General features: G+C 61.1%; 11 protein-coding genes. 7 read left to right on the plus strand and 4 right to left on the minus strand.

The window, feature by feature from the left end:
* Positions 1-90: 90 nt before the first annotated feature.
* From J7447_RS14680 to J7447_RS14695, 4 genes are all read right to left on the minus strand, one after another.
* Positions 91-537, minus strand: a complete 447-nt coding sequence (locus J7447_RS14680; RefSeq protein ID WP_209170047.1) for a Tsi3 family protein — start codon at positions 535-537, stop codon at positions 91-93.
* Positions 531-1,802, minus strand: coding sequence for a hypothetical protein (locus J7447_RS14685; RefSeq protein WP_152533321.1), 1,272 nt, complete (start codon positions 1,800-1,802; stop codon positions 531-533). Before J7447_RS14685 ends, J7447_RS14680 begins: the two co-directional genes overlap by 7 nt.
* Positions 1,803-2,024: 222 nt before the next feature.
* Positions 2,025-2,726: a UTRA domain-containing protein gene (locus J7447_RS14690; protein WP_023003131.1), complete on the minus strand. Its 702-nt coding sequence runs from the start codon at positions 2,724-2,726 to the stop codon at positions 2,025-2,027.
* A 26-nt stretch (positions 2,727-2,752) separates the two neighbouring features.
* Positions 2,753-4,132, minus strand: coding sequence for a formimidoylglutamate deiminase (locus tag J7447_RS14695; RefSeq protein WP_209170048.1), 1,380 nt, complete (start codon positions 4,130-4,132; stop codon positions 2,753-2,755).
* A 74-nt stretch (positions 4,133-4,206) separates the two neighbouring features.
* Here J7447_RS14695 and hutI point away from each other — a divergent pair, with 74 nt between their 5' ends.
* From hutI to J7447_RS14730, 7 genes are all read left to right on the plus strand, one after another.
* Positions 4,207-5,418: an imidazolonepropionase gene (gene hutI / locus J7447_RS14700; RefSeq protein WP_286189188.1), complete on the plus strand. Its 1,212-nt coding sequence runs from the start codon at positions 4,207-4,209 to the stop codon at positions 5,416-5,418.
* The gene (gene hutH, locus J7447_RS14705) at positions 5,415-6,971 is read left to right on the plus strand and encodes a histidine ammonia-lyase (RefSeq protein ID WP_209170050.1); all 1,557 of its coding nucleotides are present in this window, start codon (positions 5,415-5,417) and stop codon (positions 6,969-6,971) included. The genes hutI and hutH overlap by 4 nt, the downstream gene beginning before the upstream one ends.
* A complete protein-coding gene (gene hutG / locus J7447_RS14710; RefSeq protein ID WP_209170051.1) occupies positions 6,958-7,785 on the plus strand; it encodes an N-formylglutamate deformylase in 828 nt (275 codons plus the stop codon). The genes hutH and hutG overlap by 14 nt, the downstream gene beginning before the upstream one ends.
* A complete protein-coding gene (gene hutU, locus J7447_RS14715) occupies positions 7,778-9,460 on the plus strand; it encodes a urocanate hydratase (RefSeq protein ID WP_055656225.1) in 1,683 nt (560 codons plus the stop codon). Before hutG ends, hutU begins: the two co-directional genes overlap by 8 nt.
* A 142-nt stretch (positions 9,461-9,602) precedes the next feature.
* Complete coding sequence (locus J7447_RS14720) at positions 9,603-10,700, plus strand: TRAP transporter substrate-binding protein (RefSeq protein WP_023003125.1); 1,098 nt, start codon at positions 9,603-9,605, stop codon at positions 10,698-10,700.
* Between the two features lie 451 nt (positions 10,701-11,151).
* Positions 11,152-11,655 (plus strand): TRAP transporter small permease subunit, encoded by a 504-nt coding sequence (locus J7447_RS14725; RefSeq protein ID WP_209170052.1) that lies wholly within the window; start codon positions 11,152-11,154, stop codon positions 11,653-11,655.
* The gene (locus tag J7447_RS14730; protein WP_209170053.1) at positions 11,652-13,202 is read left to right on the plus strand and encodes a TRAP transporter large permease subunit; all 1,551 of its coding nucleotides are present in this window, start codon (positions 11,652-11,654) and stop codon (positions 13,200-13,202) included. Before J7447_RS14725 ends, J7447_RS14730 begins: the two co-directional genes overlap by 4 nt.
* Positions 13,203-13,238 lie beyond the last annotated feature (36 nt).

Raw genomic sequence — 13,238 nt, forward strand, 5'->3', positions numbered from 1 at the left:
GGATCAAAAAGCGAGCACAGAAATATTCATCTTGTGCGTGTTGTGGGGTGCGCAGAGGCCCTCCCTCACTTCCTACGGAGACCCTGTCGGTTACTTCTCGGCCGCCAGGCTTTGCCAAACCTGCCACGCCTCGTCGAACGCCGGTGTTCCGCCTTCCGACTGGATATAGGCGCGGACATAGGCCTGACGGTCTGCAATTTGTTTGGGAATGGTGAGGGTATATTCCGGGCCGCCCATGCCACCCTCGACTGTCGTCAGGGTGTGCGGGGCGGGGTCGGTCCCTTCGGTGTCGACCCCTCCGGCGACCGGCTGCGGCGCGGTGGTCCAAATGGCGATTTCATCGACTTCGCGCAGAGCCTGTTCCGGCAAAAGCAGAATGTGATCGGCACCTGTTTCGACCTTGCGTCCTTCGGGTACGCCAAACTGCAGGCCGTCGACAACTTCAGTCTTCATCTCAATCACTCTTTGCTGCTCGGCATTGCAGGACGCCAGAATAAACGGAACCAGTAAGGGAAATATTTTCAGCCACTTCACCATGATATCTTGGCGCCTGACATGTCGGAATGAGCTTCACCGACAAAGCTTCCCCAACCGGTCACCCTGTCGTCCCACGGCCGTGAGGTGTATTCGGACCCAAGCGCCGCAACGTTGTCCGCAGGCCAGTTCCTGGCATGCTGCGCATAGGCGGCAAAATTGATACCGGGAAACGCAGCGGCGGTTCTTGGCAAGTCCGTTTTTGTCTTTTTGCCGACGAGATTGGCAACATACCTGATGTATTTCGCGACAGCGAAGATGTTGAACTCGTCGCACGTCAGAAGCGTCGCGATCTGCGCGCCGTCGAGACCTTGCCTCCGTTTGTGTTCAAGCAACCCGGAGAACAGATCCGTACGCGCGACAGTGTCGTCGCGCACCTGACCAAGGCCTACAGAGGTTGTGCGCCTTGAGACCGAATGCGTCGCCGCAGTGTAGTCCAGCATGTCTTCGTTTTGAGATTGATCACGCTGTTCCGCCAAGACGATCGCTCCAATGACTTCCGGCGTCAGATTATAGGTTTTTGCAGCAGCGTTCATCACGGCTCCCCGGGACGGGCGACCGTTCAGGTAAATCGGCTCAAACAATGTGGAGATCGGCAAACTCGTAATGCGCGCGGCCTGCCGAAGACGTTCACTGGCGGAACTGGGAACAGTCAGACCATTCCAGAGCGGATTGGAGTAGCTGCGCGACACGGGACCGGATGCGCCAGGATCACCTTGCGGATTTGTCTTCTGCTCATAGAGGATGCGTGCCTGGTCAAACGCAGAAACGCGGTGATTGAAGATGTCGCGTCCCGTTGCACCGCTGCCTGAGAAAGACGCGGATGCACTTGAGGGAATAGTCGCACTGGTGATGGGTTTCTTGGTGCTGATCGAAAGCAAGCCGTACTTGCGCATGCTGTCGGCAAGATCGTTTGCAAGCCCGAACACCTTTGCCGGATTGCCAAATTGCGCGTTGAGGATTGCTGCATCTCGGTCGAAAAAGAAGAAACCAGCCAGGTTGTTTTCGATACTGGAAACTGAGACGGGCCCGGCTTTCGCTGCCATCAGCATTACGGCGTCGTAAAGCGAAGGAGCACTTTGCTGATTGAAGTACCTTGTAAAAAACTCTCTCAGAACTTTGCCGGATTGCAATTGCGTGATTGTTGCGTCGAACCTCGTGTCACGTTCAAGAAGTTCCAGAGCTTTTGCCCGCTCCCCGTCGGTAACCCATCGGAAGACATCTCCCAGTTCCAGGAGTTTGATGACCTCATCGCCAACAACGGTCATGATTTTCTTCAACCCCTCTATTGCTCGGGCTGGTCAGGACAGAAATTGTTTTCCAATCCGAAAATTAAAATAAATCAACTAGTTAACAAACTTTCAGAATCCAACCCTAATTGATTGCCGACCCAGTTACAACTCTAAGGGGCGCAATCGCAATGAGCGGGGCCATGCCCGGCCGGTATTTGAACAACCTTGCTGGAGAGGTCGGAAAACGCCCCTCCCAGCTCAGATCTCCGTCCGCATCCGGTAGCCCGGGGCGAAGATCAGGCGGACATGGGTGATCGGCAGGGGGCCGGTCCAGGTGATGCGTTCCATCGCAAAGAGGGCTGCGCCCGTGGAGGCATCCAGTTTGCGCGACAGGGTCTTGTCGGCATTGACGGCGAAGAAGGAAATGTCGCCGTGGCTGTAGGGCGCGTTGTGCACCAGCCACTCGTTGGCGCTGACGTCCTCGAACGTCATGTCACGCGCCGCCGGAGCCGCTTCCAGGTTGATGTAGCGTTCCTCGAAGGCATAGGGCCGGTCGTCGGCAAAGTGCAGCGTCTTTAAAAACAGGACATCCGCGCCGAGCGTCACCTGGAACGCGCCGTGCAACATGGGTGGCAGGGGCCGGAGATCCTTTTCCAGAAGGCTGTGCCGGTAGGTGCGGCCAAGCGCTTCGACTTCCTCGCGCAGGATCGGAATGGTGAGCGTCGCGCGCTGAGGCGGGTTGAGCGCAACACGCGTTCCCGCCCGGCGCTTGCGCACCACAAGCCCGCTTTCGGCAAGGTCCCGGAGAGCACGGTTGACGGTGGTGCGGGCGCAGCCAAACTCTTCCGCAAGATCGGCCTCATGGGGGATCTGCTCCCCCGGCTGCCAGATCCGGTCATGGATCCGCCGAAGGAGTTCTTCGCGAATGCCCGTCCAGGAATTTGTGTCCGCAAGCGCCAAGTCGTCTTACCCGTTCAAGTCGTTCTTCACAGTCTGGCGCGCAACGAGGCCATGGTGGCCCGGTATTTCGCGCGGATCGCGTTGCCTTTTACATGGTTTCCGCCGGAAACAACATGCCGGCCGGCGGACCAGACCTCAGCGACCATCCGGTCGTCACCGGCAAAGATCCAAGCATCGAGAATTTCGTCGCCTTCCCGGCCTTCCAGGTCGATGGCGATGCCATCCAGTGCGACGAGATCGGCAAGCGACCCTTCCGATATCCTGCCCGCTGCACGCCCCGCCGCCTGCGCACCACCGGCCACGACGCCGTCGAAGAGGACCCGACCGGTGGACTTTTCCTTCGTTGCAACAGAAGCCCGGCAGGTATCCCGCAGGCGCTGGGAATATTCCAGCGTGCGCAGCTCTTCGGAGAGCGCGATGCGGATGTTGGAATCCGAGCCGACGCCGAAGCGGCCGCCCGCGGCCAGGTAGTCGACGCCATCGAAGATCCCGTCGCCGAGGCTGGATTCCGTTATCGGACAAAGCCCCGCGACGGCCCCGGTCGCAGCAAGACCGGCGGTCTCCTGCGAGGTCATCTGCGTGCAGTGGATCAGGCACCAGTTTTCTGAAACCGCGTGGTTGGCAAGCAGCCATTCCACCGGGCGCTGCCCCGTGGCCGCCAGAACCTCGTCCACTTCCGGGATCTGCTCGGCAAGATGCATGTGCAGCGGGTTGCCGCCGGCAAGGGCAACGGCCTTCTTCAGACTGTCGCCATCAACCGCCCTCAGTGAATGCGGGGCAACGCCGATGACCGCATCATCCGGCAAGGACTTGAGCGCCTCGGACGCAAGCTCGTGCAGTTTCTGGAAACGGTCGAAGTCGTTGCCAAAGCGAATCTGTCCGGCAGCCAATGGGCGCCCGTCACAGCCGCCGAATTGGTAATGAACCGGGAGGTGTGTGAGGCCGATGCCGGTATCGGAAGCGGCCGCCATGATGCGATCCGACATTTCCGCCAGGTTGGCGTAGGGCGCACCGCCCGGCTGGTGATGCAGATAGTGGAACTCGCCAACGGCGGCATAACCCGCCTCCAGCATTTCCATCTGCACGAAGGCGGCAATCGCCTCCACGTCTTCCGGCGTCAGGGCGTCCAGAAAGCGGAACATGATCTGGCGCCAGGTCCAGAAACTGTCGCGGCTTTCGCTACCGCGCCGCTCGCTCATGCCCGCCATGGCCCGCTGGAAGGCGTGGCTGTGCAGGTTGACCGGGGCCGGCAGAAGAATGCCGACGCGTTCGCCGATTGGCTGCGCATCTCTTTCAACCGAGGCGATCCGGCCGTCCGGCCCGATCGAGACAACGACATTTTCCGCCCAGCCGTCGGCCAGAAGCGCCTTTTCCGCAAAAACCGTCGCGCCAGAAACTGTCGACATGCCGTCTTTTCCTCCGTTGACACGTTAATATGTGCATGCATATTATCTTATATCGCAATCTAATCAAGCCGGAGATGGACGTGCTGAAACGCCTCCTCACAAACGCCAAGCTGGCAACGCTCACCGCAAACGGAGAGCCGTACGGCCTGATTGAGGACGGTGCGCTGGTGATCGAAGGTGGCCGGATTACCTGGGTCGGCAAGGCCGCAGACCTGCCGTCTCATTATGCGTCGCTCAGCGCGGATGATATCGGCGGACGGCTGGTGACCCCGGGCCTGATCGACTGTCATACCCATGTTGTTTTCGGCGGCGATCGGGCGCGTGAATTCGAAATGCGCCTTCAAGGTGCAACGTACGAGGAAGTGGCCCGGGCCGGTGGCGGCATCGTTTCCACGGTCAAGGCAACGCGCGCAGCCAGCGAAAAGCAGCTGCTGGAAGCTGCCCTGCCACGTGTCGATGCCCTGATCGCCGAGGGCGTCACCGCCATCGAGATAAAGTCCGGCTATGGCCTCGACCGGGAAACGGAGCTGCGCATGCTGCGCACCGCCCGCAAGATCGGCAAGCTGCGACCGATCACCGTCAAGACCAGCTTCCTGGGCGCCCATGCCATTCCGGCCGAATACAAGGACAAGGCCGACCTCTATCTGGAAAAGGTCTGCCTGCCGACGCTGGAAGCGGCTCATGCCGAGGGACTGGTGGATGCCGTGGACGGTTTTTGCGAAGGCATCGCCTTTTCGCCGGAACAGATCGGCAAGGTGTTTGACAAGGCCAAGCAAATTGGTCTGCCGGTGAAGCTGCATGCAGAGCAACTGTCCAACCTGAACGGCGCGGCCCTTGCTGCTTCCTATGACGCCCTTTCCGCCGACCATCTGGAATATCTGGATGAAGCCGGCGTCAAGGCGATGGCCGAAAGCGGGTCTGTTGCCGTGCTTTTGCCGGGCGCTTTCTACACCTTGCGCGAAACGCAGTTCCCGCCGCTTGATCTTTTGCGCAAGCACAATGTGCCCGTCGCGCTGGCAACGGACTGCAATCCAGGTTCATCTCCCCTCGCCTCGTTGCTCCTGACCATGAACATGGGCTGCACCTTGTTCCGCATGACACCGGAAGAAGCGCTGGCCGGCGTCACCCGCGAAGCGGCAAAGGCGCTTGGTCTGGACGATCAGGGCACGCTGGCGCCCGGCAAACGGGCGGATCTGGCTGTCTGGAACGTCAGCCACCCGGCGGAGCTTTCCTACCGGATCGGCTTCAATTCCCTCTTCAAACGCATTTTCGGAGGCTCTGAATGAGCGCCCTTACCCTGACACCGGGCTCCGTGACCCTGGCGGATCTGGAACGCATCTACCGGGAAGAGCTGCCAGTGCGCATCGACCGCGCGGCGGAAGCCGCGATCAACCTTGCGTCCGAACGAGTTGCCAAGGCGGCCCGGGGCAGCGAGGCCGTTTACGGCGTCAACACCGGCTTCGGCAAGCTGGCCAGCGTCAAGATCGCCCCCGAGGACACTGCAACCCTGCAGCGGAACCTGATCCTCTCCCATTGTTGCGGCGTCGGCGAACCGCTCGACAAGACCACCACCCGCCTGATGATGGTGCTGAAGCTGCTCTCTCTTGGCCGCGGTGCCTCCGGTGTCCGCTTCGAAGTGATGAAGCTGATCGAGGATTGCCTGGAAAGAAACGTCACGCCGATGGTTCCCTCGCAAGGGTCTGTCGGTGCATCCGGCGATCTTGCGCCGCTGGCCCATATGACGGCTGTCCTGATCGGTGAAGGTGAAGCTGATTTCGGCGGCACGCGCATGCCCGGTGGTGAAGCCCTTGCCAAGGCGGGACTGACCCCGGTCGTGCTTGGCCCCAAGGAAGGCCTTGGGCTGATCAATGGCACGCAGTTTTCGAGCGCCTGTGCGCTCACCGGCCTGTTCGACGCCTGGCGTCTGGCCGAAGCGACCCTGATGACCGCCAGCCTTTCCACCGACGCCATCATGGGCTCGACCGCACCGCTCCTGCCGGAAATCCATGAGCTGCGCGGCCATCGCGGCCAGATCGAAGTGGCAAGGGCCATGCGCGCAATCATGGACGGCTCGGAAATCCGCGAAAGCCACCGCGAGGGCGACACCCGCGTGCAGGACCCTTACTGCATCCGCTGCCAGCCCCAGGTTGCCGGTGCCTGTGTCGATCTGCTCCGCATGGCGGCCCGCACGCTCGAGATCGAAGCCAATGCGGCAACCGACAATCCGCTGGTACTGATCGATGCCGACCGGATCGTTTCCGGTGGCAATTTCCATGCCGAACCAGTTGCCTTTGCTGCCGACCAGATTGCACTGGCCATTGCCGAACTCGGTGCGATTTCCCAGCGCCGTGTCGCGCTCATGGTCGACCCGACGCTTTCCTTCGACCTGCCGCCGTTCCTCGCCAAGGATCCGGGCCTGAACTCGGGCATGATGATCGCGGAAGTGACGACCGCCGCCCTGATGAGCGAGAACAAGCATCTCGCCAATCCGTGCTCGACGGATTCCACGCCGACCAGTGCCAACCAGGAAGACCATGTTTCCATGGCCGCCCACGGTGCTCGTCGTCTTGCCCGCATGAACGCCAACCTCAGCCAGATCCTGGGTGTGGAACTTCTGTGTGCCGCCGAAGGCATCGAGCACCGCGCCCCGCTGAAGACCAGCGCTTCGCTGCAAACGGTGATGGGCACTCTTCGCGGTGTCGTCCCTTCCCTGGAAAAGGACCGCTACATGGCACCGGACCTGGAAACGGCAGCCGGCCTGATCCGCAGCCGCAAGCTGGTCTCGGCGATTTCCGCCGGCCACATGATCACGCTGGGAGATGCCCATGCAGCCGGTTGACGTTTTCCGCGGTGATGGCCCGGTCGTTCTTGGCGTGCCTCATGCAGGCACATTCGTTCCGGACGACATCAAGGCAAGGTTCAACGACACCGGCCTGAAGCTGGCCGACACCGACTGGCATGTGGACCGGCTTTATTCCGATCTCCTGCCCGGTGCGACCATGGTGAAGGCGAACTTCCATCGTTACGTGATCGACGCAAATCGCGATCCGGAAGGCGTCAGCCTTTATCCGGGCCAGAACACCACGACGCTCTGCCCGACCACCGATTTCGATGGACGCCCCATCTACCAATCCGGCATGGAACCGGAGACCGGTGAAATCGAGGCTCGGCGTCTTGCCTGGCATGCTCCCTATCACGCTGCCCTTCAGGCGGAAATGGAACGGGTCCGCGCCAAACACGGCGTCGCCATTCTCTACGATTGCCACTCGATCCGCTCCGTAGTGCCGTTCCTGTTCGAAGGCACGCTGCCCGATTTCAATACGGGCACCAACAACGGCACGACCTGCGCCAGCGCCATCGAGGCTGCCGTTGTCGCCTGCACCCAGGCAGCGGAAGATTACACGTCGATCCTCAACGGCCGCTTCAAGGGTGGCTGGACGACACGGCATTACGGCCGACCGGCCGAAGGCTTTCACGCCATTCAGATGGAGCTCGCCCAGAAGACCCATCTTGCCACCGAAGACACGCCCTTTGCCTATGACGAGGCCAAGGCCGACCGGCTTCGGACCCATCTGAAAGACATCCTGAGCGCGCTGGAAAACCTCGCGCCCTCCTTATTCCAGAACAACACCCAGGGAGCGAACAATGACTGATCGCCGCCACAACGCCCGCGACGTATTCCCGCCCACCGGCACCGAGCTCAACACCAAGTCCTGGCTGACCGAAGCCCCGCTGCGCATGCTGATGAACAACCTTCATCCGGATGTGGCGGAAAACCCGCATGAGCTGGTCGTCTATGGCGGCATCGGCCGCGCGGCACGCACCTGGGACGATTTCGACCGCATCGTCGCAAGCCTCAAGACCCTTGAGGAAGACGAGACGCTGCTGGTGCAGTCCGGCAAGCCGGTCGGTGTCTTCAAGACCCACAAGGATGCCCCACGCGTCCTGATCGCCAATTCCAACCTGGTGCCGAACTGGGCCAACTGGGACCATTTCCACGAGCTGGATAAAAAGGGCCTGGCCATGTATGGCCAGATGACCGCCGGTTCCTGGATCTACATCGGCACACAGGGCATCGTGCAGGGCACCTATGAGACCTTCATGGAAGCCGGACGCCAGCACTACGAAGGCAACCTGAAGGGCCGCTGGATCCTGACCGGTGGTCTCGGCGGCATGGGCGGTGCCCAGCCGCTTGCAGCCGTCATGGCCGGGGCCTGCTGCCTTGCGGTGGAGTGTGACGAGAAGAGCGCCGACTTCCGCCTGCGCACCCGCTACGTCGATGAAAAGACCCACTCCCTCGACGAGGCGCTGGCACTGATCGACCGCTGGACCAAGGCAGGCGAAGCCAAGTCCGTGGCACTGATCGGCAACGCCGCCGATGTCTTCTCCGAACTGGTGAAGCGCGGCGTGAAGCCGGACATCGTCACCGACCAGACCTCCGCCCATGATCCGGTCAACGGTTACCTGCCGCAGGGCTGGACCGTCGCCGAATGGCGCGCCAAGGCCGAGACCGATCCGAAGGCGGTGGAAAAAGCAGCTCGCGCGTCCATGAAGGTGCATGTCGCCGCCATGGTCGACTTCTGGAACATGGGAGTGCCGACACTCGATTACGGCAACAACATCCGCCAGGTTGCCATGGAAGAAGGCCTGGAAAACGCCTTTGCCTTCCCGGGTTTCGTGCCGGCCTATATTCGTCCGCTGTTTTGCCGCGGCATCGGCCCGTTCCGCTGGTGCGCGCTTTCCGGCGATCCGGAAGACATCTACAAGACCGACGCCAAGGTGAAGGAACTGATCCCGGACGACCAGCACCTGCACAACTGGCTGGACATGGCGCGCGAGCGCATTTCCTTCCAGGGCCTGCCGGCCCGCATCTGCTGGGTTGGCCTTGGGCAGCGCCACCGCCTCGGCCTTGCCTTCAACGAAATGGTCCGCAACGGCGAACTGAAAGCGCCGATCGTGATCGGCCGCGACCACCTCGACAGTGGTTCGGTCGCATCGCCCAACCGCGAGACCGAAGCCATGAAGGACGGCTCCGATGCCGTGTCCGACTGGCCGCTTCTGAATGCCCTGCTCAACACCGCTTCCGGCGCGACCTGGGTGTCGCTCCACCATGGCGGCGGCGTCGGCATGGGCTTTTCCCAGCACTCGGGTATGGTCATCTGCTGCGACGGCACTGAAGATGCCGATCGGCGAATCGGTCGGGTGCTCTGGAACGATCCGGCAACGGGCGTGATGCGTCACGCGGATGCCGGCTACGAGATCGCGCTGGACTGCGCGAAAGAACAGGGGCTTAACCTGCCGGCGATTCTGGGTCGTCCCGCGTCCTGATGGACGCAGAAAGATGACCCAGCAACTATAATGCAATCAACTTTCTGCTTTCATGGTCCAACATGAAAGCAGGTTGATCTTGGGGAAACAATCAAGCACGGCGGGACACTCCGATCCATTCCTTTGACTGAGGGGTAATACCATGAAAAGACGTGATTTTCTGAAAGCCGGCGCCACCGGCACAGCCGCAGTTGCGGCCTCCACCCTGGCCGCACCTGCCATTGCGCAGGATGTGCACCAGTGGCGCATGGTCACCGCATGGCCGAAGAACCTGCCGGGACCGGGCGTCGCTGCCCAGATGCTGGCGGACCGCATCACCGCACTGTCCGGTGGCCGCATCGAGGTGAAGCTCTTTGCCGCCGGCGAAATCGTCCCGGGCAACGGTGTGTTCGATGCCGTCGGCCAGGGCACTGCCGAGCTGTACCATGCTGTTCCCGCCTATTGGGGTTCCAAGTCCAAGGGCATCCTGCTGTTCGGCTCGCAGCCGTTCGGCCTGACAGCTCCCGAACAAGCCGGCTGGATGATCCACGGCGGCGGCCAGGCGCTCTATGACGAGATCTATGCCCGCTTCAACCTGAAGCCGTTCCTGTGCGGCAACTCCGGACCGCAGTGGGCTGGCTGGTTCCGCAACGAGATCAACAGCGCCGACGACCTGAAAGGCCTGAAGTTCCGGTCCACCGGTCTTGCCTCCGAAATGTGTTCCAAGCTCGGCATGGCGGTTCAGGCCATGAGCGGCCCGGCCATGTTCCAGGCGCTTCAGTCCGGCGCACTTGATGCGGGCGAGTTCATCGGTCCGTGGACCGACAGCGCGCTCGGCTACTACCAGATCGCCAAGAACTACTACTGGCCGGGTGTCGGCGAGCCGTCTTCCGCTGAAGAATGTGCCGTCAACCTGGAAGCCTACAACGCCCTGCCGGACGACCTGAAGGAAGCCGTGCAGCGTGCCTGCGCCAGCCTCTACAACGACGTTCTGACGGAATACAACACCAAGCACGCCCAGGCACTGACCCAGCTGGTCAACGATCACGGTGTGATGGTGAAGAAGCTTCCGGACGACGTCATCGTCGCAATGGGCAATGCCGCCGGTGAAGTGATCGCCGAACTGCGTGCGGACGAAGACGAGCTGGTGAAACGCATCACCGAAAGCTTCCTCGCCTACCGCAAGCTGATGCGCGAATACATGCCCTATGCCGACAACGGCCAGATGAACGCGCGTATGCTCGACTACAACTACGACTGATCGGGTTGACGTCTCACATCGGGGAAATCTGTTTTCCCCGATGTGATGTCGTTTTATCGCCCTGTCTGTCGTCGTCCCATGGCGAGCCACTGGGATCCATTTCGGTTCCTCTTCGCGTCAGAATTCGCTTCGGGGAAACGGCATGACCTGCAGGGTCAAGTCCTATAAGGATTTTGAGGTTTGGGCATCTGTTTTAAGCCGCTTGGGAAGATGGACGGCAGGGGACAAGTGGCGCCTCTATAAAATGGAACGGCAATGCCCTCCACTTGTCATCCCCGCGCAGGCGGGGATCCAGTAGCCACCGGCGCCCATGCTTTTTACAGGGGCTGCGGCGTACTGGATCCCGGATCTGCGCTCCGTTCCGTCCGGGATGACAAGCGTCGGGATGCCCGATCTCACGTTCAGGCAGGCAGAAAGCCTTAAGGGGCAAAAGAACCGGGAAGCTACTTTGATGGAAAAACTGGCGGGCGCGCTGGAGCGTGTCAATTCGGTAATAGGCAACACGCTGTGCTGGGCGGCGCTTCTGATGTTGCTGCTGCAATTCACGATCGTGTTGCTTCGCTATGTCTTTGGCTACAGCTTCATCTTTCTCGATGAGGGCGTGCTGTATTTCCACGCGGCGATCTTCATGCTCGGCGCCGGGTACACTTTCCTCGTCAATGCCCATGTGCGTGTCGACATCTTCTATGCCAGAAACAGCGAGCGCGCGCAGGCGTGGGTCGATATCTTCGGCCATCTGTTCCTACTGACACCGGCTCTCGTCGTGCTGATCTGGTTTTCCTGGCCGTCCGTGCGCGGCAGCTGGGCCATTCTGGAAGGGCCGATTTCCGTCGGCGGCATCCCTGCCTCCTTCCTCCTGAAATCCCTCATTCCCGCCTATTGCGTGCTGCTGCTGATCCAGGGCGTAACCGCCTTCATCCGCGATGTTCAGAAGCTGAAAGGCGTCAGTGCATGAGCCTGCCTCTCGATCTCATCATGTTCGGCGCGCTGATCGCCTTCATTCTGCTCGGCTATCCCGTTGCCTTCACCATTGCGGGCGTTGCCACGGGCTTTGCCCTGCTCGGCTGGATGATGGGCGACTTCAACATTCAGCTCATGGGCGCCATGGGCCAGCGTTTCTTCGGCGTGCTTACCAACCCGGTCCTGACCGCAATCCCGCTGTTCGTCCTGATGGGCGTCATTCTGGAAAAGAGCCGCATCGCAGAGGATCTGCTGGAAACCATGGGCCGCCTCTTCGGCCGCATGAGAGGTGGCCTCGGTGTTTCGGTGATGCTGGTCGGCGCCCTGCTCGCCGCGTCCACAGGCATTGTCGGCGCAACGGTGGTTGCTATGGGCCTGATCGCCCTGCCCACAATGCTGCGCAATGGCTATGACCCCAAACTTGCCTCCGGCATGGTCTGTACTGCCGGAACGCTCGGCCAGATCATCCCACCGTCGACGCTGCTGATCATCCTGGCCGACGTCATGTCCAATGCCTTCCAGCAGGCGCAATACGCGCAGGGCAAGTTCACCATCGAGACGATCTCGGTCGGCCAGACTTTTGCAGCCGCCATGATCCCCGGTCTGCTGCTCGTCGCCGTCTACTGCGCCTATATTGTCGGCCGGGCTTACCTGTTCCCGAACGACGCGCCAGCGATGTCGGAACATATCGACCAGCCGTCAGGCCGGGAGATTGCTGCCGCCATCGTGCCGCCGATCCTGCTGATCGTTGCAGTGCTCGGCTCCATCCTCGGCGGTATCGCCTCGCCCAACGAGGCAGCTTCCGTCGGTGCCGTGGGCGCGATCCTGCTGGCAGGCCGCCGTCTCGGGGTGTCCTCAAAGCTCATCGTGTTGGCAACAGCTGCGCTCCTGACGCTTGCAATTGCCGCATCGATCCTGCCGATACGCCTGCAACGCTCCGATGTCACGGCCGGTGGCTACGTTATCGCCGCTGTCTATGCGGGGCTGGCGCTGTTTTCCCTGGGCGTCGTTCTGCACATCCTGAAGAAGGCTTTCGCGGACGGGCTCCTGAAAGCTTCCATGCTGTCCACACTGACCGTCACCTCGATGATCTTCGCAACCATCCTGATGGCCAGCTTCTTCTCGCTGGTTTTCGTCGGCCTTGGGGGGGAAGACCGGGTCCACGACATCCTTCAGGAAATGCCGGGCGGTCCGATAGGCGCACTGATCTTCGCAATGCTGTTCGTCTTCGTGCTGGGCTTCTTCCTGGATTTCGTCGAGATCTCGGTGATCCTGCTGCCGGTTCTGATCCCGCCCCTGATCCTGATGGGCATCGACCCGATCTGGCTGACGGTCCTGATCGCGATCAACCTGCAGACCTCGTTCCTGACCCCTCCTTTCGGCTTCTCGCTGTTCTATCTGAGAGGCGCAGCGCCGAAGGAAATCACAACGGGCCAGATTTACCGCGGCGTCGTTCCCTTTATCATCCTGCAGATCGTCGCCGTCGCCATCCTCTGGACCTTCCCGATGTTCGCCACCTGGCTGCCCCGCTGGCTGTATTGAGGAGTTTCTCGGCAAGCCGATAAAATTCACGATCTA

Source organism: Labrenzia sp. R5_0, assembly GCF_017743835.1.
Taxonomy (GTDB): Bacteria; Pseudomonadota; Alphaproteobacteria; order Rhizobiales; family Stappiaceae; genus Roseibium; species Roseibium algicola.